Source organism: Streptomyces monticola (genome assembly GCF_042665355.1).
Classification (GTDB): Bacteria; Actinomycetota; Actinomycetes; order Streptomycetales; family Streptomycetaceae; genus Streptomyces; species Streptomyces monticola.
Map to the genome: position 1 here is coordinate 1 of NZ_JBHTCF010000022.1, position 22,349 is coordinate 22,349.

At 70.5% G+C, this 22,349-nt stretch carries 18 protein-coding genes; 1 reads left to right on the forward strand and 17 read right to left on the reverse strand.

The features are described from left to right. From ACFQVC_RS35395 to ACFQVC_RS35420, 6 genes are all read right to left on the reverse strand, one after another. The coding region (locus tag ACFQVC_RS35395) for an SDR family NAD(P)-dependent oxidoreductase (protein ID WP_381838452.1) at nt 1-546 on the reverse strand (546 nt) is incomplete at its 3' end. A 172-nt stretch (nt 547-718) separates the two neighbouring features. After that, complete coding sequence (locus tag ACFQVC_RS35400) at nt 719-985, reverse strand: acyl carrier protein (RefSeq protein WP_381838663.1); 267 nt, start codon at nt 983-985, stop codon at nt 719-721. A 177-nt stretch (nt 986-1,162) separates the two neighbouring features. After that, nucleotides 1,163-2,380 (reverse strand): ketosynthase chain-length factor, encoded by a 1,218-nt coding sequence (locus tag ACFQVC_RS35405; protein ID WP_381838454.1) that lies wholly within the window; start codon nt 2,378-2,380, stop codon nt 1,163-1,165. Beyond that, nucleotides 2,377-3,648: a beta-ketoacyl-[acyl-carrier-protein] synthase family protein gene (locus ACFQVC_RS35410; RefSeq protein WP_381838456.1), complete on the reverse strand. Its 1,272-nt coding sequence runs from the start codon at nt 3,646-3,648 to the stop codon at nt 2,377-2,379. The genes ACFQVC_RS35405 and ACFQVC_RS35410 overlap by 4 nt, the downstream gene beginning before the upstream one ends. After that, nucleotides 3,645-3,974, reverse strand: coding sequence for a TcmI family type II polyketide cyclase (locus tag ACFQVC_RS35415; RefSeq protein ID WP_381838458.1), 330 nt, complete (start codon nt 3,972-3,974; stop codon nt 3,645-3,647). Before ACFQVC_RS35415 ends, ACFQVC_RS35410 begins: the two co-directional genes overlap by 4 nt. A 240-nt stretch (nt 3,975-4,214) precedes the next feature. After that, complete coding sequence (locus ACFQVC_RS35420; protein WP_381838460.1) at nt 4,215-5,039, reverse strand: response regulator transcription factor; 825 nt, start codon at nt 5,037-5,039, stop codon at nt 4,215-4,217. A 367-nt stretch (nt 5,040-5,406) separates the two neighbouring features. Here ACFQVC_RS35420 and ACFQVC_RS35425 point away from each other — a divergent pair, with 367 nt between their 5' ends. Continuing rightward, entirely contained in the window at nt 5,407-5,598 is a 192-nt protein-coding gene (locus tag ACFQVC_RS35425; protein WP_381838462.1) for a hypothetical protein, read from the forward strand. Between the two features lie 7 nt (nt 5,599-5,605). Here the strand turns inward: ACFQVC_RS35425 and ACFQVC_RS35430 are convergent, their stop codons facing one another. From ACFQVC_RS35430 to araD, 11 genes are all read right to left on the reverse strand, one after another. Beyond that, entirely contained in the window at nt 5,606-8,578 is a 2,973-nt protein-coding gene (locus ACFQVC_RS35430) for an AfsR/SARP family transcriptional regulator (RefSeq protein WP_381838464.1), read from the reverse strand. A 471-nt stretch (nt 8,579-9,049) separates the two neighbouring features. Continuing rightward, nucleotides 9,050-10,390, reverse strand: coding sequence for a pectate lyase family protein (locus ACFQVC_RS35435; RefSeq protein ID WP_381838466.1), 1,341 nt, complete (start codon nt 10,388-10,390; stop codon nt 9,050-9,052). Between the two features lie 2 nt (nt 10,391-10,392). Continuing rightward, nucleotides 10,393-11,202: a rhamnogalacturonan acetylesterase gene (locus tag ACFQVC_RS35440; RefSeq protein ID WP_381838468.1), complete on the reverse strand. Its 810-nt coding sequence runs from the start codon at nt 11,200-11,202 to the stop codon at nt 10,393-10,395. Beyond that, nucleotides 11,199-12,560, reverse strand: a complete 1,362-nt coding sequence (locus tag ACFQVC_RS35445; RefSeq protein ID WP_381838469.1) for an ABC transporter substrate-binding protein — start codon at nt 12,558-12,560, stop codon at nt 11,199-11,201. Before ACFQVC_RS35445 ends, ACFQVC_RS35440 begins: the two co-directional genes overlap by 4 nt. An 84-nt stretch (nt 12,561-12,644) precedes the next feature. After that, a complete protein-coding gene (locus tag ACFQVC_RS35450; RefSeq protein WP_381838471.1) occupies nt 12,645-14,720 on the reverse strand; it encodes a pectinesterase family protein in 2,076 nt (691 codons plus the stop codon). Between the two features lie 89 nt (nt 14,721-14,809). After that, the gene (locus tag ACFQVC_RS35455; RefSeq protein WP_381838472.1) at nt 14,810-16,438 is read right to left on the reverse strand and encodes a glycoside hydrolase family 43 protein; all 1,629 of its coding nucleotides are present in this window, start codon (nt 16,436-16,438) and stop codon (nt 14,810-14,812) included. Continuing rightward, nucleotides 16,438-17,289, reverse strand: coding sequence for a DUF6807 domain-containing protein (locus ACFQVC_RS35460; protein WP_381838474.1), 852 nt, complete (start codon nt 17,287-17,289; stop codon nt 16,438-16,440). Before ACFQVC_RS35460 ends, ACFQVC_RS35455 begins: the two co-directional genes overlap by 1 nt. Further along, nucleotides 17,286-18,494 (reverse strand): Gfo/Idh/MocA family protein, encoded by a 1,209-nt coding sequence (locus ACFQVC_RS35465; RefSeq protein ID WP_381838476.1) that lies wholly within the window; start codon nt 18,492-18,494, stop codon nt 17,286-17,288. Before ACFQVC_RS35465 ends, ACFQVC_RS35460 begins: the two co-directional genes overlap by 4 nt. A 94-nt stretch (nt 18,495-18,588) precedes the next feature. Beyond that, a complete protein-coding gene (locus ACFQVC_RS35470) occupies nt 18,589-19,482 on the reverse strand; it encodes a carbohydrate ABC transporter permease (RefSeq protein ID WP_381838665.1) in 894 nt (297 codons plus the stop codon). Nucleotides 19,483-19,493: 11 nt separating this feature from the next. Further along, nucleotides 19,494-20,429: a carbohydrate ABC transporter permease gene (locus tag ACFQVC_RS35475; RefSeq protein ID WP_381838478.1), complete on the reverse strand. Its 936-nt coding sequence runs from the start codon at nt 20,427-20,429 to the stop codon at nt 19,494-19,496. A gap of 138 nt (nt 20,430-20,567) precedes the next feature. Continuing rightward, on the reverse strand, nt 20,568-22,301 hold the full coding sequence (araD, locus tag ACFQVC_RS35480) for an L-arabinonate dehydratase (protein ID WP_381838667.1): 1,734 nt from the start codon (nt 22,299-22,301) through the stop codon (nt 20,568-20,570). Nucleotides 22,302-22,349 lie beyond the last annotated feature (48 nt).

The window sequence follows — 22,349 nt, forward strand, 5'->3', positions numbered from 1 at the left end:
GTTGACGGTGATCCCGGTCGGGGCCAGTTCGTTGCCGAGCGCCTTGGTGAAGCCGACCACGCCGTGCTTCGAGGCCGAGTAGGGGGCGCCGAGCACCACACCCTGCTTGCCCGCGGTCGAGGCGATGTTGATGACGCGGCCGCGGTCCTTGGTGCGCATGCCCCCGGTGTTGAGCACCTCGCGGGTCATCCGGAAGACACTGTTGAGGTTGGTGTCGATGACGTCGTCCCACAGCTCGTCCTCGATGTCGGCGGTGGGGCCACCGCCGCTGCGGCCTGCGTTGTTGACGAGTACGTCGACGGTGCCGAAGCGGTCGACGGCGGCCTGTACGAAGGCCGTGACGGCCTCCTGGGAGCGGACGTCGACGGCCGCGCCGGCCACGTCGAGGCCCTCCTCACGCAGCTGCTTGACGGTCGAGACCACGTTCTCGGCGTTGCGCGCGCCGATGAACACCCGGTGGTCGGCGGCCAGAAGCCGGGCCACGGCGAGGCCGATCCCGCTGGTGGCACCGGTGACGAGGGCGACCCGCTGGTCCTGCTGCGGCATGGAGTTCTCCTGGTGTGTAGAGCGTGTCGGTGTACGGCGTGCTCGCGTTTGCGGACGGGCGGGGCGGGGCGGGGCGCCGGACGCTGCTGCACCCGGCGGCCCCCTCTGCGCCCGTCTGCGCCTGCCTGTGTCTGTCTGTGCCTGTGCCTGTGCCTGCCTGAGCCTGTCGGCGTCAGGCGGCGGGGGTGGAGAGATGGTCGTTGACGGCCTCGACGAGGGTGCGCGGGGTGACCGCGTCGGTCAGCACCGCGTCGTCGAGCGTGATGCCGTACTCCCGCTCGATGCGGCTGCCGGTCTCCAGCAGCGCGAGGGACTCGTAGCCGAGCTGCTCGAAGTCCTTGTCGACGATGTCGCCGTCCAGGTCGACGTCGTCGGCGGCACCGGCGCCTTCGAGCAGAATCCGCTTGAGGTCGTCAAGGGTGAAGTCATTACTGGCCACTTGGGGCTCCTTGAGCTTGGGCTTGGGCTTGGGCTTGGGCTGGGGCTGGGGCTTGGGCTGGGATTCGGGATTTGGGAAGGGGCCGGGGTGATTCGTCGCGCCCCACAGGGGCGCGGGGAACTGCGCGACCAGCCACGACGCACCCGCAGGTGTCATACGTGACTTCCCGCGGAGCGCTCACCGCTCCGCGGACCGCACGACCATCGCGGAGTTGAAGCCGCCCTCACCGCGCGCCAGGACCAGGGCGGTACGCACCTCGGTGGCGCGTGCCTTGCCGGTCACGAGGTCCAGTGCGTAATCGGGTTCCTGCTGCACATGGACCGTGGGCGGGATGAGGCCCTCGGCCATGGCGAGGAACGCGGCCGCGAGGTCGAGCGGGGCGCCGCCGGAGTAGAGCCGGCCCGTCATCGTCTTGGGCGCGGTGACCGGCACGCCGTGGGCGCCGAAGACCGCGGTGATGGCATCGGCCTCGGTCCGGTCGAGCGCGGGGATGGCCGCGGCGTCCGCGAACACCACATCGATCTCGCCGGGCCGGACGCCCGCGTCGGCGAGGGCGAGCTCGATCGCCTTGCGCAGCCCCGGTTCGCGTGCGCTGCCCGGCCTGGGGTCGAAGGTCGCCCCGTAGCCGGCGATCTCGCCGTAGACATCGGCGCCGCGGTCACGGGCGGCGGCCGCGTCCTCGACGATCAGGATCGCACCGCCCTCGCCGGGCACATGGCCGCGGGCCTCGGCGTCGAACGGCAGGTAGGCGCGGGTCACTTCCTCGCTGGTGCTCAGCCGCTGCCCGGCCAGCTGGGCGACCCAGCCCCAGGGGCAGACCGAGGCGTCGACCGCGCCGGAGACCACGAGCCGGGTCCCCTTGCGGATCTGTCTGCGGGCCTGGGCCACCGCGTCGAGGCCGCCCGCCTGGTCGCTGACGACGACACCGCTGGGGCCCTTCATGCCGTTGCGGATGGAGATCTGGCCGCTGTTGACGGCGTAGAACCAGGCGAACGACTGGTAGGCGCTGACGAACTGGCTGCCCTGCCCCCAGAGCTTCTCCAACTCGCCCTGCCCGAACTCAAATCCGCCCGACGAGCTCGCCGTGATGACGCCCATGTCGAACTCGGGCAGCTCACCCGGGACCACGCCCGCGTCGGCGAGCGCCCAGTCCGCGGCGACCAGGGCGAGTCGGGTCATCCGGTCGGTCTGCGGCAGGAGCCGGCCCGGCAGATGGTCCTCCGCCACGAAGCCGGGGACCTGCCCGGCGAGCTTCGCGGGGTACTGCGCCGGGTCGAACCGGGTGATCCGGCCGATGCCGCCCTTGCCGCTCCGGGTCGCCGCCCAATAGTCCTGTGTGCCGAGGCCGTTGGGCGCGACCACGCCCAGGCCCGTCACTACCGCCGACGCGGTCATGCCACGCTCCTCTCGGCCCTGGCCAGCACCATCGCGCTCTGGAATCCACCGAAGCCACTGCCGACCGAGAGCACCGCATCGGTGAGCTGGTCGCGTGCCGTCAAAGGCACATAGTCGAGATCGCACTCCGGGTCCTGGGTCTGCAGATTGGCCGTGGGGGGCACCACGTTGTGCTCCATGGCCAGTGCCGAGGCGGCAATCTCGATGGAGCCGATCGCCCCGAGGCTGTGCCCGACCATGGATTTGATGGAGCTCACCGGCGTGCGGTAGGCGTGCCGGCCGAGGCTCTTCTTGAAGGCCGCGGTCTCGTGCCGGTCGTTCTGCTTGGTGCCCGAGCCATGGGCGTTGATGTAGTCGATCTCCTCCGGATTCATCCGCGCCTCGTCGAGCGCGACCCGGATCGCCTCGGCCATCTCCGCGCCGTCCGGCCGCAGACCCGTCATGTGGTACGCGTTGCTGCGGGTCGCATAGCCAGCGATCTCGGCGTAGATGTGAGCGCCGCGGCGCCGTGCGCTCTCCAGCTCCTCCAGGACGAACACGGCCGCGCCCTCGCCGAGCACGAAGCCGTTACGGGTGGCGTCGAACGGCCGCGAGGCACGCTCGGGTTCGTCGTAGCGGGGAGTGGTCGCCTTGATCGCGTCGAAGCACGCCATGGTGATCGGTGAGATCGGCGCGTCCGACGAACCCGCGACCATGACATCGGCCGCGCCCTCCCGGATCAGCTCGACGGCGTGACCGACGGAGTCGATGCCGGAGGTGCAGCCGGTGGAGACCACCGTGCTCGGCCCCTCCGCGCCCACCGCCCAGGCCACTTCGGCCGCGAACGAGCTGGGCACCAGGAAGTTGTACAGGTGCGGTACGGCGTAGGTGTGGTCGACCAGGGTGAGCCGGCCGCCGTCGCTGACCGTGCGGTACTCCTCGTCGAGCCCCATGGTGGCGCCGACCGCGCTGCCGATGGTGACGCCGAGGCGGTAGGGGTCGAGGGAACCGAGCTCGATGCCGCTGTCGGCGACCGCGCCGCGGGCCGCGACCACGGCGAACTGCGCGGCCCGGTCCATCCGCCGGACCTCCTGCGGGCTCAGGCCGTGCAGTTCCGGATAGAAGTCGATCTCCGCCGCCACCCGGGAGCGGAACGGCGCGGGGTCGAAGAAGGTGATGCCGCGGGTGGCGGTCCTGCCTTCGCTCAGCAGGCTCCAGAACTCCTTGGCGCCGACCCCTCCGGGAGCGAGGACCTCGATGCCGGTGACGGCTACGCGTCGGCCGTTCACTCGGACGCCTCCCAGGTGTAGAAGCGCTGCGCCATCGCATCGGCGGGTGAGCGCCAGGTCTTGGGGTCGTACGCCTCGATGTGCGGTTTGAGGTCATCGCTGATCCGTATGAACCGCGGGTCGGTCTTCGCCTCCTCTATCCGCTCGCCACCGTTGTCCGATTCGAAGTCCTGCAGATGGAAATACAGGCCCCGGTACAAGAACAGCTGGCGGCGTCGTGTCCCCATGAGGTGGGGCATCTCAGTGGCGTCGAAGTCGCCGAAGATCTGGGCGACATCGAGGCTCGCATCGGGGTCCATCCGGGCAACAATCAGGGTGCTGTGCATGGGATCCAACTCCTCCACGACCGGTAATCCGGCAACCAGCCTCTTCGCTTCCGCGTCTTTTTTCGAGACGTATCGGGTCAGGGCTTTGTCAGAACCTGTCAGGCGTCTGCGCCGTGCATTACAGGCGAGTTCGGCTGCATACTCACGAGTAGGTCAGAGAAAGGTCAGACGCGGGAGAAAGGCCGGACGCAGGAGACGCGTCCGGCGCCGGAGAAACGTCAGACCCGCCCGAGAGAAACGTCAGACCCGCCCGAGCCGGAAACCGACGCCGCGCACCGTCACGATCCACTCGCTGGCGCCGAGCTTGCCCCGGAGGCTGCTGACATGGGTGTCGACCGTGCGGCGCGACCACGAGTCGCCCCAGACCTCCTGCATCAGGCGCTTGCGCGGCATGACGGTGTCCGGGTGCGAGGCGAGGAGGTAGAGCAGATCGAACTCCTTGCGGGTCACCACGACGGGCCGTCCGTCCACCCTGACCTCGCGCGAGGAGGCATCGATGGAGAGCCGGCCGCAGGAGAGGGCCGAGGGCGGCTCGGGCACCGCGGGTGCGGAGCGGCGCATCACGGCGTCCATGCGGGCCATCAGTTCACGGAAGCCGTACGGCTTGACGAGATAGTCGTCGGCGCCCGCCTGGAGCCCGAGCACCCGGTCGACCTCGCTGCCCCGCGCGGTGACGGCGATCATCGGTACGTCGCCCGCGGTGCGCACGGCCCGGCAGACCTCCAGGCCGTCCAGGTCCGGGAGTTCGAGGTCGAGCAGGACCAGGTCGGCCTTCTGGTAGGCGTCGAGCGCGGCGGTGCCCGTGGCGACGCTCTCCACCTCGTGGCCGTGCCGCTGCAGCCCTTTCGCCAGCGCCTCGGCGTCGCCCGGGTCGCTCTCCACCACCAGGACCCGCCAGATCGCGGGCCCGCGCTGCCGGTTGAGCACGGTGGGCGCGGCGGACGCGGTGGGCACGGCGGGCACGGGCGTCGGGTGCGGGCCCCGCGCCGCCGCGGCCGGGTGGGACGGGGCCGCGTGTGGCGCGGACGTGTGCTGGTACGCGTGCTGTGCCATGTCGAGATTCATGGTCTCCCCCTCAGACTCCGGACCGGGTCGCACTGACTCGGGGACAATTGAAACCGCATTCTCGGACTGTCAAAGACCCCCCAGGGCATGGCATGGAAAAGGGTGCATACGACACTGACTTCGGCTGTTTCACCGCCGGTTCACGGACCGGCTCCGTTGCCGTTCCGCCGCGTTCGCCACCGGCCTCAGCAGAACGCTCCGAAGTTCTGCGGCACCCGTGCTCAGCACTCTAGACACAGTAATTTTCAGGCGATTTTCGGACCGATTTTCTGCCTTACTCCGAGGAAAATCGACAAGAAATTGCAGCAATAATCCGCTGCCCTAGTGTGTGGCTCGTACGCAAACACCGCACCGACGAGGAGAACCGATGACGCGCACCACCCGCACACTCGTATCGGCTGTCATGGGCGCCACATGTCTCAACGCCCTTGTGCTGGCGAGTGCTTCCGCCGCGTCCGACGGCGATCTGCCCTGGACCAAGGCCACTTCGGCCATGGCGCAGAGCGGTGCCGCGGACGTCGTGGAAACGGGCGACGGCGACCTGCCGTGGACGCGTTAGGCGCCACTCAGCGGGCGCCCCCGAGGCACACCAGGACCTTCGCGTCGACGGGAGCGAACTCCTCGGCGACGCTCAGCGCGTCGAGCATCGCTCCGGTGCGCTTCTCCCACAGGGTCGCGGAGAGCGAGCGGAAGGTCTCATGGGCCCGCCGCAGCCGCAGCACCGCTTCGGGGGCGCCTCGCACGGCCTCCGCGCAGGCCAGATCGGTCTCTATCCGGGCCTGCAGGAAGCTGTCCCCCAGCGCACCCGCGACGGCCAGCGCCGCGAACAGCGCACTCTCGGCCTTGTCGGGCAGATTCTGCCGCCACCGGGCCTCACCGAGTGCCCGCAGCCCATTGGCCTCGCCCAGGCGGTCGCCCTGCGCGCGGGTCAGCGAGATCACGTCCTGGCAGGCCTGTTCGGCACGCCGCAGCTCTCCGGTGCGCAGCAGCGCCTCGGCGAGCCGGTAGATGTTCTGCGCCTTGCTGCGCGGCGAGCCCGCCTCGTGGCTGGCCCGGATCGCCCGGTGGCTGAGGTCGACGCCCAACTCACCGTTGCCACGCTCCAGTTCGATCTGGGCGAGCAGGCCGAGCGCGTGCGAACGGCCCGCCGGGTCGTCGGTCCTGTCGAAGGCGTCGAGGGCCGCGCGGCACTGCCGGGCCGCGTCGTCGAGATCCCCGGCGAAGCGGGCGCACACGGCGAGATTGCGCAGCGCTATCCCGAGGCCGAGGATGTCGTCGCTGCGTTCGAGGAATTCCATGGCGGAGGCGAGCAGCGTCTCGGCTTCCGGATAGCGCCGCCGGTAGATCGCGAGGGTGCCGAGCGAGCGGAGCATGGTCCCGGCGCCCAGGTCGTCGCCCGCGCGCCGGGTCGCCTCCAGGGCCTTCTCCGCGGTGCGCTGCCAGTCCTCCAGGTAGTTGCGCATCTCGAAGAGCGGTACGGCGCACGCGGTCAGCTCCCAGGCCTGCCGCTCGCGGCCGGGGCTCTGCACCGCCTGGCAGACCATGGCGACGATCGAGTCCCGCTCCGACTCGAACCAGGCGACCGGGTCGGCGAGGACCACCGAGCGGTACTCCATCGACAGATCCGCGCCGTGGCCCGCCCGGTGTGCGGGCAGCGTCCGCCGTCCGTAGAGCTGCTGGTGACCGGAGTCGGCGAGGTCGAGCATCGCGCCGAAGGCCCGCTCGAGTACCGCTTCGCGTTCCGTCTCGGAGTCCTCCGCCCAGGCCCGCTCCCAGGCGAACAGGCGCAGCAGGTCCTGGAACCGGAAGCGGGTGGGCGCCCCCGGTCTGACCGGGCACACTTCGAGCAGCTGGGCGTCGACGAGCTGCTCGATGAGGTCCTCGGCCTCCTGCAGATCGACGCCGAGCACGGCGGCGGCGACCCAGGCGGCGAAGTCCGGCACGGTGAGCAGTCCGAGCCGCCGGTAGAGGCGGGCCGCGTCCGGGGACAACTCCCGGTAGCTGAGCCAGAATCCGGCCCGCACTCCCCCGTCGCCCGGGCTGAGCACGTCGAGGCGCCGGCGGCGGTCCTCAAGGCGTGAGGTCAGCTGGCGCAGGGTCCAGTGCGGTCTGGTGGCGGGCCGGGCGGCCGCGATCCGCAGGGCGAGCGGGAGCCGGTCGCAGAGTTCGACGAGGCGTGCGGCTTCCCGGGGTTCGGCGGCGACACGGTCCGCGCCGATCGCCGCGGCGAGCATCTCCTGGGCCTCGGCCCGGGTCAGCACCTTCAGGTCGAGGCGGGTCGCGGCGTAGTCACCGGTGAGTTCGTCGAGCGGTTCCCTGCTGGTGATCACCACACAGCACTTGCCGAGGCCCGGGAGCAGCGGCTTGACCTGGCCGAAGGAGCGTACGTTGTCGAGGACGATGAGCAGCCGCTTGCCGTCCAGGACGCTGCGGTACAGCGCGGCCCGCTCCTCCAGTTTGGCCGGGATCTCCGCTCCGGGCACGCCGAGGGCGCGCAGGCTCTGGTCCAGGAGAGCCATGGCCGAGACGGGCTGGTCGTGTTCGTGGTAGCCGCGGATGTCCATGAAGAGCTGGCCGTCGGGGAAGTGGTCGGCGGCCCGGTTCGCCCAGTGCACGGCGAGCGCGCTCTTGCCCACGCCGCCGACGCCCGAGATGACCGCGATGGCGAGGGTGCCCTCGCGAAGACGGTCGGGCAGCAGCCGGTCAAGGGCGGCCGTCTCGGCGGCCCTTCCGGTGAACGAGGCCGGTGGCAGCGGCAGTTGGGCCGGGACGGCGGCGGTGGCGTCGGGTTCGGGGGCGGCAAGTTCCGCGGCGCCGGATGCGGACTCGGGCTCGTCGCCGTCCTGCAGGATCTGGCTGTGCAGCTGCTGCATGGGGGCGCTGGGCTCGATACCCAGCTCCTCGACCAGGATGCGCCGGCCCTCGCGGTACACCTCAAGCGCCGCGGCCCGCCGCCCTGACAGCTGGTGGGCGCGCATCAGCTGGGCCCTGGCCTGCTCCCTGAGCGGATGCTCCGCGACGAGCGCGGTGAGCCGAGCGACGACCAGGCGGTGCCTGCCGCGGCGCATCTGCAGCGCCGCGTACTCCTCGTTGATGTCGAGCCAGAACTCGGTGAGCCGGGTCACCTCGTCGTCGATGGCGCCGCCCACCAGGCCGGCGAGTGCGCCGCCGCGCCACAGGGACAGGGCGTACTCGAAGTGCCCTGCCGCTTCGGCCAGTTGGCCGCAGCCCGCCGCCGCCCTCGCCTCCGACACGGCGGTGTCGAGCTCACGCAGATCGCAGTGGTGTCCCTGGGAGTTGAGCCGGTAGCCGGGGTGGACCGTGTCGATCAGGTCGTCGACGTCCGCGGTGTTGCGGAAGATCTTGCGGAGCGCGGTGACGCAGATGGCTATCTGGTTGCGGGCGGTGGCGGGCGGGTCTCCCTGCCAGACCGCTTCGGTGAGGGCGTCGACGGAGACGACCCGGTCCGGGGAGAGCAGAAGCATCGCAAGTACCGCGCGCTGACGGGCACTTCCCAACCGAACGGGCCGTTCGCCCATCAGGACTTCCAACGGCCCAAGCAGTCTGAAAGACAGCAAATGCACCACAGATCCCTCCCCGTGAGGCGAAAGCCTCGCAGATCAGGTGCCATTGTGTGAGTACGTCAAAGCGTTTGCAAAGCGGAGCTTGTCGGATGTCCGGGAAGTTCACTTCGATGTGACCTGGGTTGGCGGAATCCGAACGGTCCTCTCCAACCCCTCCACTCCCTACGTCGGTGTCGTTCTCCCAGCACAAGCAGGGGCCTTTCGCTCGCGCAGCCCCCCTGCGCCGATGGTGTGCACCCGCTCATCCGGCGTCCTCCGCAAGGCCCGCGGGGCCGGAACCAGGCGGTCTACGTATATCCCAGGCCTCTAGCGCGAGCAAACAGCTGTCCACGATCCGGGCCACCGCCGGTAACACGAAACGCCGCCCCGACCTGGCAGCAGGGCGGGGCGGCGAACAGGCGTGAGGAGTAATCGACTTGTCTACAACTATCCGAGTCGGCCGGCGCCGGCGCGGTGGCCGACCAGGCCCGGTACCGCGCGCGGGCTGTCGACCCGCGCCCGCAGCGACGGCCGCCAGCCGGCGTCCGGCTGGAGCGTCTCCGCGGGGAACTCCGCGTTGTGTACGGCGATGAGATCGGTCTCGCGGCCGTTGACGTGGTTGCCTGAGGCGGTGACCGGCGCCTCCTTCCACTTCTTGAGGATCCGCCCGGCGGAGATCTCCGCGGGCATCGTGAACGCGTTCTTCTCGGCGACCAGTTGGGACTTGAGGCCGACCCCGAAGGCATACGCGTAGGGCTGCCTGGCGGTGACGACGTAATGGTTGTTGTAGGTGTCGACCTGGCCGAAGCGGACACGCGGGGCGCGCTCCACGATGCCCTCGAAGAGGTTGTGGTGCAGGGTGACCTTGAGCCTGCCCTCGTCGGTCGCGCCCGCACTGTCGCTGTTGCCGATCATCAGTGTCTTGTCGTGGTCCTTGAAGGCGTTCCAGGACACCGTGACCAGGTCGGCGCCGCGCACGATGTCCAGGAGCCCGTCGTGGCGCTGGTAGAGCTCGCCGTAGTACGAGGGCAGTGAACTGTCGGGGTGGCGGCCGTCGCTGAACGTGTTGTGGTCGATCCACACATGGGTGGATCCGTACACCACGGCCGCGTCGTACTCGGAGTTCCAGGCGCCGCTCGCGCCGTCGGTGGGGTCCCACTGCGGGAAGCAGTCAAGGGGTGCCTCGAAGGTGAGGTTGCGGACGATGACGTTGTCCACGCCCTTGATCTGCAGGCTGCCGCCGGTGATCCCGGCGCCACGGCCGATACCCACGATGGTGGTGTTGGCGGGCACAACCGCCTTGATCGCCGTGTCCTGGCGGGCGGCCGAGGCGGCGCGCAGCTCCTCCTGCGGGCCGCTGACCGGTTTGTCGCGGCCCCACACCGCGGGGTCGTAGTCGGCGAGGTAGCGCTCGAAGTCATAGCCGTCGGCGGCGAAGGCACCGCAGCCGTCGGCGGTGGCGTCCAGGACTCCCCGCACCTTGATGATCCGCGGTGCGGTGCCGGCCACCGCGAGGGCGGCTCGGAACTCAGCCCAGGTGCGCACGGTGAAGACACGGCCGGCCTCCGCCGCCGCGCCGCCCGTCACCCCCGGCCCCTGCGCCGCCCAGCCGTCTCCGGCGCCCAGGGTCTGACGGGCGGGATCATGAACGGTGCCCTCACCCGCGGTCCCGGCCTGGGCGATCCCGGCCTGGGCGGTCCCGGCCTGGGCGGTCCCGGCCTGGGCGGTCCCGGACGCGGTGAGAACGAGCACGCTGCAGGCAGCCGCCGCAGCCATGGCAGTACGCATGATCAGGCCCCTTCCGGCCAGGTGATCCAGGACTCCGGGATCTCGTCGTCGAGGCGGCGCACATCACGGGACGCGAGCACGCCGTGGTGCAGCAGAGCGGCGGCCACGAGGCGGGCCACCGCGATGGCGCCGGGCGGATTGAAATGGGTGTTGTCCTGTTCCACGGACGTCCAGTTGAAGTACTTCTTCGTCTCCTCGGGGCCGAGCTTCTGCCACAGGGCGAGCGAAAGATCCTGGATGTCCAGGAGCCGGACGTCCTCCTGCCCGGCCAGGGCGCGCATCGCCGCCGGGTACTCGCCGTGGGTGGCGAGTGCGGTGCCGTCGGCGGCGAAGCGGCGCCGCTCCACGGAGGTGGCGAGCACCGGCCACGCCCCGCGCGCCCGCGCCCCCTCGACGTAGCGCCGCAGGTAGTCCTGGTACGTCGACCAGGGCTCGGTGTAGCGGACGGGGTCGTCCGCCTTGGCGTCGTTGTGGCCGAACTGGATGAGGAGCAGGTCCCCCGGGCGCAGCCGCGCCAGGATCGTGTCGAGCCGCCCCTCGTCGGCGAAACTCTTCGAACTGCGCCCGTTCACCGCGTGGTTGGCGACCAGGGTGTGCGCCTGCAGGAAGAAGGGCAGCGCCATGCCCCAGCCGGTCTCGGGGGTGGCGTCGGCGTACTTCTGGGCGGCGGTGGAGTCGCCGGCGATGTACAGGGTGCGCATGGGGCGGTGGCCTCGGGGAGTGTCGGTGGCGGCTGCGGGCGCCGCGGCCGCTCCGGCGAGCGGCAGGGCCAGTGCGGCCGCGGCGGTGAACTGTCTTCGGGTGAGCGTCACTTGTTGCGCTGCTTCCACTCCGCCTGCGCCTCGTCGAGCTGGCCCGCGAGCGTGTCGAGGAAGGCCTTGGCGGTCATCTTGCCGAGCAGCACCTTCTGGAAGTTCGGCTCGTTGTCGGCCTTGGAGATGGTGTTCCAGTCGGGCAGGTAGTACGGCAGCTGCACGATCTTGATGGAGCCGTCGTTCAGAGCCTCGGCCGCCAGCTTCGTGGGCTCGGCCTTCTGCACCCAGGCGTCCTTGGCGGCCTCGGTGTGGGACGGGATGGCGCCGGCCGACTCGTTCCACTTGCTGTTCGACTCGTGGCTGACGGCGAACTCGATGAACTGCCAGGCCGCCTTCTTGTTCTTGCTGGACTTGAACAGGCCGAGTCCGTCGACCGGGTTGGACAGCTGGACGCGGGTGCCGTCCTCCAGGGTCGGGTTGGGGATACCGCGGAACTTGTCCGCGCCCAGGGCCTTCAGATGGTCCTGCTGCGAGCCCAGGTTGTGGCTCAGCATGCCGATGGTGCCGCTGTCCCACTGCGCGACCATCTTCTTGAAGTCGTTGTTCACGTCGGCGGACGGCGTGTACTTCTTGTACAGGCCGACGTACTTCTCCAGGGCCGCGACGTTCTTGGGGTCGTTGACCGTGGTCTTGTCGCCCTTCCAGAACGACGTGATGCCCGACTGTCCGTAGGCGGCGTCCAGGGCCTGCGCGATGGAGCCCTCACCGCCGCGGATGGTGTAGCCGAAGGCGTTCTTGCCCTTGTCGGTGAGCTTCTCCGCGGCCTCGTAGAACTTCGGCCAGGTCGTCGGCGCGTCGAGGCCCGCGGATTTGAACAGGTCGGTGCGGTACCAGAGCGTGCCGTTGTTGGCGGAGGTCGGCACCGTGAACAGGGCGCTGCCGCCGCCCGCGGACCGTACGCTCTCGACCATCCCCTCGTTCAGCTTGCCCCGCAGAGAGCTGCCGTCCAGGCGCTTGTCCAGCGGCTCCAGGGCGTCCTGCGCGGCGATCCCGGCGAGCATCGCGGCGCCGACGCCGCCGACATCGGGCAGTCCGCCGCCCTGGATGGCGGTGTCGTACTTGGACTGGACGCTCTCCGCCGGGACCGGGACGTAGTTGACCTTGATGTCCGGGTGCTTCTTCTCGAAGTCGGCGATGATCTCCTTCCAGACGTCGGTGCGGACACCGCCGTTGTTGTCCCAGAAGGTGATCTCACCCTTGCCCGAGCCCTCACCGCCCTTGCTGCCCGCGGCGCTGCTGCCGTCGTCGCCGCAGGCGGTGGCCGTCAGCGCGAGTGCGGTGGTGAGGGCGAGCGCGGCGACGGGAAGGCGCCTTCTGCCGCGGATGCGGAACATGGTCGGCTCTCTGTGGAACATGGTCGGCTCTCTTCTGTTCGGTGGATGTGCTCTTCGGCTGCGGGGGGGCATCTGCGAGGGGGCCCGTACCGGGGTGGGTGCGGGTCAGTGCGGGCGGCGCTGCGGCTGCCAGCCGTCGCTGCCGCGCAGGTAGTCGGCGACCTCGTGCCGGGCCGCGGCGGCGGATGTCATCTGCGGCCGGTCGGCGGAGACCTCGGCGCCGGGGCCGGTGTTGCGGTACTCGCTGAAGCGGGCGTCCTTCCAGGAGAAGCCGCCCATGTCGGTCCACGGCGCCGCCTTGATGGCGGCGGGCAGCCGGGTGTCACGGACGAGCACCTGGCCGACCGCCGCCGGTTCGCCGCCCGGGTGCCAGGGCCGGCCGAGGTGGAAGGTGGCGTCGGGTGCGTCGCTGACGATCTCGGAGCGGGTGATCAGGAAGCCGTACGGATTGCCGGTCCAGGTCGAAGCGGCCGTGATGTAGCCGTTGTTGGTGTCGGAGCCCCGGCTCAGGGCGCGGATGACGGACCGCTCGATCACGGTCGTGGCCCGCCCGTAGAGGAAGTCGACGTCGCCCTCGATATACGAGTCACGGACGTAGACGCGGCTGATCGCGTCCAGCTTCGGGCTGTCCGTCATCAGGGTGTCCTGGTTGCCGAGGAAGGCGGCGTCCTCGAAGACGATCCGGTCGCCGGTCGTCTTCATGGCGAGGGCCTGCTCTCCGTTCAGCTCGTGCGCGGCCTCGTCGAAGTCGTTGCTGAAGGTGAGGTTGCGGGCGGTGACGTCGCTCGCGGCGATGCGTACGGTCGCGCTCCCGGTGGAGCCGCCGTACGCCGCGGGCGTGTCATGCACGATGACCGTGTCCGAGCGGTCCTTGCCGGTGCCCCGCAGCAGGATGTGCGGCTTGGCCGCGGGGATGACGACCTTGGCGCGGTACGTGCCGGGGGCGACGGCGATGGTCACGGGCAGGTCGTTGCCGTCGGGCACGGCGTCGACGGCGGCCTGGACGGTCGGGTGGTCGGCGGGCACGCGCAGCGTCACCGGGCCGCCGATGCGCTTCTGCGGTCCGGAGAACCGGGCGAGCAGGGCGGGCACGGCGGCGGCCGGGTCGAGCCGGTAGGCGTAGAAGTCACGCGGGTCGAAGGCCGCGCCCCAAGCATCGTGGCGGCCCGTCGTGCCCTTGAGGATCGAGCCGCGCTGCACCAACTCGGCGGTGGCGTCGGCCTGATAAGGGTGCTGGACGTCCTCGTAGTAGCTGTTCTCGATCACCATCTTGGTGCGGCCGCGCGACCAGTTCCCGTAGGTCCACACCGGGTCGCCGGGGTCGGCCTGCCCGGACAGATGGTTGTTGTAGAGGTGCGCGTAGGCCGCGTTGTCCACCGAGGGGTTGCGCTGTTTGGTGCCGGTGAACAGATTGTGGTCGACGGTGAGCTGTGTCCTGACGTTGTCCGTCCAGCCGACGCCGAAGGTCTTGTTGTGGTCCTCGAAGCGGTTGTAGGAGACGGTGACGTACTCGCTGTCCTTGCGGATGTCGAGCTGGCCGTCACAGATCCGCGCGAACCTGTTGTGGTCGATCCAGACGTGGTGGACGGTGTCCATCCGGATGCCGTCGAAGTCGTTGGTCTTGCAGTCCCAGTCGCCCTCAACCGCAGAGTCCCGGATGGTCAGATTGCGGATGATCACATTGTGCGTGCCGGGTTCGAGGTTCAGCTCGCCGTGCACGATCTCGGCGCTGTCACCGACGCCGATGACGGTCTTGTCGGAGCCCACGGTGATGCCCGCGCCGAACGGCTCGACGGCGATGCTGCCCTTGACGCGGATGACGTAACGCCCTTCTGCCGAGGCGTACTTGGCCAGGGACGCCTGGTCGGTGACGGTGACGACCCGGCCGCCCGCCCCGCCCGTGGTACCGCCCGCGAGGGAGGCGAAGCCGTGCGGGGTGTCGGACCAGGCGCGGCTCTCCGAGGCGGCCGTGGTCCCGAGGGCTTCGGCAGGAGCGGCGGAGACGGCCATGGGTTCGGGAGCTTGGGCGGTGTCGGCGGAGGCGGCGGTGTCGCCGGAGGCGGCGGAGGCGTCCGTGGTGGCCCCGATGAGCAGGGAGCCAAGGAGCGCGCAGACGGCCGCGACAGCACGGCCGCCATGACGGCCTTCGCGCAGCAAGCGCTTTCTCGACGGGTACGGCATGGGGCTCCTCACAGACGTAAGGCGGCTTGATTGGAAAGGGAGCTGACGCGGCGGAAGGGAGCTGACGCGGCGTCGGGGACCGACGACGGTCAGACGGTGATGCGGAACCGGGTGAACAGCGCGGAGCCCGGATCTCCGCCGCCTTCGGGCGCGAGCGCGAACAGGCCGAGCAGGGCGCCCACCCAGCGCCATGGCGTGGCGGCGAAGACCGGACCCGAGCGCGTGAAGCCGTCGCCGGTGTCGGCGGAGAAGCGGCAGCGGGCTCCCGCTCCGGTCTCGATCCGAAGGCGGGCCCGTCCATCGGGCGCGGGCCGGTCACGGGCGGCGTCACGCTCCTGATCGGCGACGGCCTCGCCGAACCGGTGCACAAGGCGCACGCCGCCGTCCGGTCCGCGTTCCAGGCCGATCCAGGAGTACGCGTCGCCGAGCACCGTCAACCCGGCGCGCGCGCCCGGCCTTTGGGCGGCCAGTTCAAGCTCCACCTCGACGGTGCAGGGCAGGGCGGGCAGCCGTTGGGTGAGGATGTTCGGCTGCCGCCGCAGATCGTGCGCGTCGGCCGTGGGCACGCACAGCAGGCGAAGCCCGTCGCCGGAGTGCCGGGGCGCCCACCCGTCGCGCGGGTTGGCGGTCCACTGCCACTGCCGGCCGAAGCGTCCGCCGGTGAAGTCGTCGTCGGTGGCGGGTGCGGACAGCGGCTCGCGCGGCAGATCGGGCTTCTTGTGTACGCGTACGGGGGCGCCGTCGTCCCCGATGACAGGCCAGCCCGACGTGTCCCAGTGCATCGGCTGCAGATGCACCAACCGGCCGTAGGCGCCGCGCTGCTGGAAGTGCAGGAACCAGTCCTCGCCCGCCGAGGTGCGCACCCAGCCGCCCTGGTGCGGGCCGTTGATGTCGGTGTCGCCCTGCTCCAGGACGATCCGCTCCTCGTAGGGGCCGAAGAAGCAGCGTGAGCGCAGGGCGCCCTGCCAGCCGGTCTCCACTCCCCCGGCGGGGGCGAGGATCCAGTACCAGCCGTCGTGCCGGTAGACCTTGGGCCCTTCGAGGGTGAACCAGCCGGGGATGCGGTCCGCGTCCACGATCACCTTGCCCTCGTCGAGGAGTTCACGGCCGTCGGCGCTCATCCGGTGGCCGGTGAGCCGGTTCTTGACGCCCGAGCGCGACCGGGCCCAGGCGTGCACGAGATAGGCTTCGCCGCTCTCCTCGTCCCACAGCGGGCACGCGTCGATCAGGCCCTTGCCCGCCTTGATCAGGTGCGGTTCGCTCCACGGGCCGTGAATATCGGGGGCGTTGACCTGGAACACGCCGTGGTCGGGGTCACCCCAGAAGATCCAGAAGCGGCCGTCGTGGTGCCGGATCGAGGGTGCCCACACCCCGCAGTCGTGCCGCGGCCGGTCGAACTCGGCGGCGGGGTGCAGGCGTTGCAGCGCATGCCCGATGAGCCGCCAGTTGACCAGGTCGCGCGAGTGCAGCAGCGGCAGCCCCGGCACGCGGCCGAAGCTGGACGCGGTGAGGTAGAAGTCCTCGCCGACGCGCACCACGTCGGGGTCGGACCAGTCGGCGGCGAGCACCGGGTTGAGGTAGGTCCCGTCGCCCAGATCGGCACTGAGGGCTTGGCTGGTGGCGTCGCGCGGGGGCCCGGCGCTCTCCGTGCGGTCGGCGCTCTCCCTGCGGTCGGCGCTCTCCGTGCGGTCGGCGCTCTCCGTGCGGTCGGCGCTCATCACGCGGTCACCGCCTTGCGGACCAGGGTCGCGGCGGCTGCCCTGTCGAGGCGGCCGTCGGCGACGACGGTGACGAAGCGGCGTACGAGGGTCTCGCCCGGGGCGAGCCGCAGACGGACCGTGGGGGCGAGGGACGAGCCGACGCCGGGGTACTCGGTGGCGCGCACGAACCACGGGTCCTGGCGGGTGCGTTCGGTGGCTCCGGCGAAGACCAGCGTCCAGGCGGACGAGGCGAGGGCCAGCCAGTCGGCGCGGGTGCCGTGCACCCGGTCCTCGCCCTCGGAGCGGGCGGTGAACACCTCGGGTGCCGTCGGCTCTTTGGGGGCTCGCCAGAAGAAGCCGCCGTAGGCCGCGCCGGGGCGGCCGTTGGTGGCCGGGCTGCCGAAGGACACCGCCCGGCCGAGTGGCCCGGTCAGGGCGAAGGTGAAGTCCAACGCCCAGGCTGAGGTGGTGAGTTCGGTGACGGCGACGGTGCGCCGCTCCCGCAGCAGCTCACGCCCTTCGGCGAGCCAGCGCAGCTCTTCCACGAAGCCGTCGGGGTCGCTCAGCTGGAAGCCGGTGTGCCGCTGGGCGCCGTGGTTGGCCAGGGCGGTCGGGCCCCGGCCGCGGACGAAGGTGCGCCCGCCCCAGAAGTTGTGCCCCTCGACGTCGGGAACGGCGACACCGACGCCGAGGTGGTGGAGGTGGTCGGCCGGGGCGCATTCGGTGACGGCGATGCCGCCCAGGGTGGTGACCGGGTGCAGGTAGGGGCGGGGCGCGTGGCCGACGGGCAGCTCGGGCCGGATCTCGTAGCGGCCGACCGGGCGGCCTGCGCAGTGCAGGACGAGGGTGTCGTTCAGAACGCGGCTCATGGGGTGGTCACCTCTTCGGGGAGCGCCCAGGCGGCGCCCAGCTCGGAGTAGACGGCGAGGGTGGCGGCCGCCTCGGCGACCAGGGCGTCGATGCCGGTGACGACGCGCCGGGGCGCGCTTTCGCCGGGTTCGTGGCGCCAGGCCCCGTCGGGCAGGCGGGCGGGGTCCGGGGCCCGGCGGATCGCTTCGACCACCTTCATGAAGGCGCCCGTCGCGGCGGGCGGCACCAGCAGGTCCACGCCGTGGGTGAGGTGCCGGACGAGGTTCTCGAGCAGATCGGTGCGTCCGTGCACGACCTCCTGCGGGCCGTGTCCGGTGCGCTGCAGCAGGACGCGGTCCTGCTTGTACCAGTAGGTGACGCGGCCACGGCTGCCGTGCACCAGGACGTACGGCTCGCCCGGCTGCTCGGCGCACAGCGTGGCCGCCACGGTGACGCGGCGCCCGGCGGCCGTGGTGAGTCGGACACACGAAGTGTCGTCGGCCTCGATGGCGTTGGCCCGGAACAGTCCGGTCTCGATCCGGGCGATGTCCTCGGCGCGGGTGCTGCCGTCGAGGGCGAGCGCGGTGGCGACGGCATGGGCGAGGGGGTTGGCCAGGACGCCGTCGACGACATCGGCCCCGCCGAGGCGGCGGTGTCCGGCCCAGGGAGCGCGGCGGTAGTACGCCTCGTCGCGCGCCCAGGCACCGGCCGCGCCGACCCCGGTGACCTCGCCGACGGCACCGGAGGCGAGCAGTTCGCGGATCGCGGGCAGGGCGTGCGAGCCGAGCGACTGGAAGCCGATCTGGCAGGCCGTGCCCGCGTTCCGCACCGCGTCGCTGATCCGCGAGAACTCCGCGTACGACGGTGCGGGCGGCTTCTCCAGGAGCAGATGGACACCGCGCCGGGCGGCGGCGACGGCGAGGTCGGCGTGGGTGGGGATGGGGGTGCATACGACGGCGATGCGCGCGCCGGTGGCGTCGAGAAGATCCCCGAAGTCCGGGGACTGCGCGGGCGCGTCGAAGCCGTCGAAGCCGTCGAAGCCGTCGAGTTCGGCGGGGGTGAGCGGCGTGAGCTCGCACACGCCCACCAGGCGTACCAGACCGGCCCGTTGGAGGCGGTGGATGTTCCGCAGATGCCAGCCGCCGTGGCCGCGGGCCCCGGCGAGCACGACGGGGACCGGTTCCGTGACGCGCGCGTTTCCCGCGTTCGCGACCCGGGCGTTCATCGTGCCCTCCCCGCGCCGGCGGCGAGTGGAGCAGCTCTCCCCAGATCTCGCAGCAGACCTCGTATCCGTATCCGCATCGGCATCAGCATCGGCATCACCCCTTCACCGCCCCCGCGCTGAACCCGGTGATCAGCCACTTCTGGATGAAGGCGAAGACGATCACGACCGGCACCGCGGCGATGATGCCGCCGGCCGCGAGCGCCCCCATGTCGACGCTGTCCGCGCTCATCAGGGTGTTCAGGCCGACGGGGATCGTCTGCTTCTCCTGGTTGCTGAGGAACATCAGGGCGAACAGGAAGTGGTTCCAGCTGTGCACGAAGGCGAAGGAGCCCACCGCGATCAGGCCGGGCCGCAGCAGCGGGAGCACCACTGAGCAGAACGCGCGGAAACGGGAGCAGCCGTCGACCCAGGCGGCCTCTTCCAGGGAGTACGGCACGTTCTTGATGAAGTTGCTGATGAGGATCATCGACAGCGGCAGCTGGAAGACCGTCTCGGCGAGGATCACACTGCCCAGAGAGTTGATCATCTGCAGATTGGCGAAGATCTCGAAGAGCGGCACCAGGAGCAGCGCCCCCGGTACGAACTGCGAGCACAGCAGGGCCAGCATGAACACCCGCTTGACCCGGAAGTCGAAGCGGGCCAGGGCATAGCCCCCGGCGAGCGCGACGACGGTCGTCATCACCAGGGTGGCGACGCCGATCAGGACACTGTTCTGGAAGAAGACCGCGAAGCTGCGCTCGGTCCACACCTTGTCGAAGTGCTCGAAGGTGACCGGCCAGGGCACGAGCGAGGTCGAACCGGCCGGGCGCAGGGCGAAGAGCAGGATCCAGTAGAACGGGACGAGCGTGAAGACGAGATAGACCGTGAGCGGCAGATAGATGTGCCAGCGCGGCACCTCGTCCCAGGCGCGGCGGCGCTTGCCGGGACGGCGTGGTCCGACGCGGTCGGGCTCGGTGCGCGGGGCGGGCGCGACGGGGGTGACTTCCATGTCCTTGGTGATCACTTGTTGTCGCCTCCGAATTTGCTCAGGCGCAGATAGACCACCGAGCAGAAGAGCAGGATCACGAACGCCACCGTGGTCAGCGCGGACGCATAGCCGAAGTCATGCGCTTCGACACTGGTGTTGGCTACATACAGCGGCAGCGTCGTCGTCTCGCCCGCAGGCCCGCCGCCGGTGAGGGTGTAGAGCAGATCGACGTTGTTGAACTCCCACACCATGCGAAGGAGCGTGGACAGGATGATCGCGTCCTTGAGGTGCGGCAGCGTGATGTGCAGAAACTGCTGCAGCCGGCTCGCGCCGTCCACCTCGGCCGCCTCGTACAGGTCCTTCGAGACGGACTGCAGGTCGGCGAGGATGAGGATCGCGAAGAAGGGCACCCCGCGCCACAGATCGGCGACGATCGCGGCCGGGAAGACGGTCGCGGTGTCGGAGAGCCACGAGGTGCCGTACTCGCCGATGCCCATGTCCGCGAGATAACGGGTGATGCCCGTCTGGGAGTTGTAGAGCAGCACCCAGATCACGGAGGTCAGTACGCCGGAGACGGCCCAGGGCGAGAAGACCAGGGCGCGGCCGACGGCCCGGCCGACGAAGGTCTGGTTGACGATCAGCGCGAGGGCGAGCCCGAAGAGCAGCTGCAGCCCCACCTCCACGAACACCCACTTGGCGCTGAAGGCGAGGGTGTCCCAGAACAGCGGGTCCTCGGTGAAGGCCTGGACGAAGTTGTCCAGGCCCGCGAAGCCGTTGCGCCAGGGCTTGGTGGGGTTGTAGTGCTGCAGGCTGTAGTAGAAGACGCTGATCACGGGGTACGCGATAAAGCCCAGCATCATCAGCGCGGCCGGGGCGATCAGCAGGTACGGGAGCCTGCGCGGCGTCGCTGAGCCACGGCGGCGCCGGGGTGGCGGGGGCGATTTCGCCACGGCTGCGGCTTGGGCCATGACTGGTCTCCGTTCTCGGGCGGTTCGGGGTCGAGCCATGTGCGTGCGCCGGAAGATCGTTGGAGCGCTTCACAGACGCTGTTCGGTATCTCGGGCAAACAGACGCTGTTCGGTATCTCGGGCAAATGGAAAGGGAGTTCAGCCCGCGTACGGGTCGGGCACCTGTCCCGGGCGGGCCAGGAAGGCGAAGTCGCAGCCGGTGTCGGCCTGGGTGATCTGCTCCTGGTACAGCGCCCCGTAGCCGCGCTCGTAGCGCTCGGGCGGCGGTGTCCACGCGGCCCGGCGGCGCTCCAGCTCCCCGTCCGGCACGTCGAGTCGGAGACTGCGCGCCGGGACGTCCAGGGTGATGGGGTCGCCGGTGCGCACCAGGGCGAGCGGGCCGCCGACATGTGACTCGGGCGCGATGTGCAGCACGCAGGTGCCGTACGAGGTGCCGCTCATCCGGGCGTCGGAGATCCGCACCATGTCGCGCACGCCCTGCTTGAGCAGGTGGTCGGGCAGGGGCAGCATGCCGTACTCGGGCATGCCGGGGCCGCCCTTGGGCCCGGAGCCGCGCAGCACCAGGACGCTGTCGGCGGTGATACCGAGGGCGGGGTCGTTGATGGTGCGCTGCAGCGTGCGGTAGTCGTCGAAGACGACGGCGGGGCCGGTGTGCACAAGGAGTTCCGGGTCGGCGGTGATGTGCTTGATGACGGCACCGTCCGGGCACAGGTTGCCCCGCAGGACCGCGACGCCGCCCTCCGCGGACAGCGGCTTCTCACGGGTGCGGATCACGTCGTCGTCGTGCACCAGGGCCCCGTCGAGCTGTTCGCGCAGGGTGGTGTGGGCGACGGTGGGCCGCTCCAGGTGCAGCAGGTCGGGGATCCTGGAGAGGAAACCGGGCAGACCGCCGGCGAAGTGGAAGTCCTCCATCAGGTAAGGGCCGCCGCCCGGACGGACGTTGGCGAGCACCGGCACCGTGCGCGCGATCCGGTCGAAGTCGTCGAGGGTGAGCCGCACCCCGCAGCGCCCGGCGAGGGCGATGAGGTGGATGACGGCGTTGGTGGAGCCGCCCAGGCCGAGGACGGTGGTGACGGCGTCCTCGAAGGCGTCCCGGGTGAGGATTTGCGACGGCTTGAGGTCTTCCCGTACGAGACCGACGATCCGCAGCCCGGCCGCGGCGGCCATCCGGTCGTGCCCGGAGTCCACCGCGGGGATGGAGGACGCGCCGGGCATGGTCATCCCAAGCGCCTCGGCGGCCGCGGTGAGCGTGGAGGCGGTGCCCATGGTCATGCAGTGGCCCGGGGAACGCGCAAGACCGCTCTCCAGTTCGGCCAGTTGGCAGTCGCCGATGAGGCCGGCCCGGTGGTCGTCCCAGTACTTCCACATGTCGGTGCCCGAGCCGAGCACCTCCTTGCGCCAGTGCCCCGGCAGCATGGGCCCCGCGGGCACGAACACGGCCGGCAGATCCACCGACGCGGCGCCCATGAGCAGGGCGGGGGTGGACTTGTCGCAGCCGCCGAGCAGCACGGCGCCGTCCACCGGATAGGAGCGGAGCAGTTCCTCGGTCTCCATCGCGAGGAGGTTGCGGTAGAGCATCGGTGTCGGCTTCTGGAAGGTCTCGGAGAGCGTGGCGACGGGGAATTCGAGCGGGAAGCCCCCGGCCTGCCACACACCCCGCTTGACCGCCTGGGCGCGGTCGCGCAGGTGGACATGGCAGGGGTTGATGTCCGACCAGGTGTTGAGGACGGCGATGACCGGCTTGCCCAGGTGCTCCTCGGGCAGATAGCCGAGCTGCCGGGTCCTGGCCCGGTGGCTGAACGAGCGCAGACCTGGCGCGCCGTACCACTGATGGCTTCTGAGCTCTTCGGACCGCTTCGCGGAAGGCTCCACCGGGGGCTGTCCGGGATGCGCGGCCGCGGGCTGCTCGGGCCGGTTCAC

Excerpts from the sequence above, each read along its gene's own strand:
- ACFQVC_RS35430 (WP_381838464.1), bottom strand. The coding sequence starts at position 8,578 with ATGGGCGAACGGCCCGTTCGGTTGGGAAGTGCCCGTCAGCGCGCGGTA.
- ACFQVC_RS35420 (WP_381838460.1), bottom strand. The coding sequence starts at position 5,039 with ATGAATCTCGACATGGCACAGCACGCGTACCAGCACACGTCCGCGCCA.
- ACFQVC_RS35415 (WP_381838458.1), bottom strand. The coding sequence starts at position 3,974 with ATGCACAGCACCCTGATTGTTGCCCGGATGGACCCCGATGCGAGCCTC.
- ACFQVC_RS35425 (WP_381838462.1), top strand. The coding sequence starts at position 5,407 with ATGACGCGCACCACCCGCACACTCGTATCGGCTGTCATGGGCGCCACA.
- ACFQVC_RS35465 (WP_381838476.1), bottom strand. The coding sequence starts at position 18,494 with ATGAACGCCCGGGTCGCGAACGCGGGAAACGCGCGCGTCACGGAACCG.
- ACFQVC_RS35405 (WP_381838454.1), bottom strand. The coding sequence starts at position 2,380 with ATGACCGCGTCGGCGGTAGTGACGGGCCTGGGCGTGGTCGCGCCCAAC.
- ACFQVC_RS35460 (WP_381838474.1), bottom strand. The coding sequence starts at position 17,289 with ATGAGCCGCGTTCTGAACGACACCCTCGTCCTGCACTGCGCAGGCCGC.
- ACFQVC_RS35470 (WP_381838665.1), bottom strand. The coding sequence starts at position 19,482 with ATGGAAGTCACCCCCGTCGCGCCCGCCCCGCGCACCGAGCCCGACCGC.
- ACFQVC_RS35435 (WP_381838466.1), bottom strand. The coding sequence starts at position 10,390 with ATGCGTACTGCCATGGCTGCGGCGGCTGCCTGCAGCGTGCTCGTTCTC.
- ACFQVC_RS35455 (WP_381838472.1), bottom strand. The coding sequence starts at position 16,438 with ATGAGCGCCGACCGCACGGAGAGCGCCGACCGCACGGAGAGCGCCGAC.
- ACFQVC_RS35450 (WP_381838471.1), bottom strand. The coding sequence starts at position 14,720 with ATGCCGTACCCGTCGAGAAAGCGCTTGCTGCGCGAAGGCCGTCATGGC.
- ACFQVC_RS35475 (WP_381838478.1), bottom strand. The coding sequence starts at position 20,429 with ATGGCCCAAGCCGCAGCCGTGGCGAAATCGCCCCCGCCACCCCGGCGC.
- ACFQVC_RS35445 (WP_381838469.1), bottom strand. The coding sequence starts at position 12,560 with ATGTTCCACAGAGAGCCGACCATGTTCCGCATCCGCGGCAGAAGGCGC.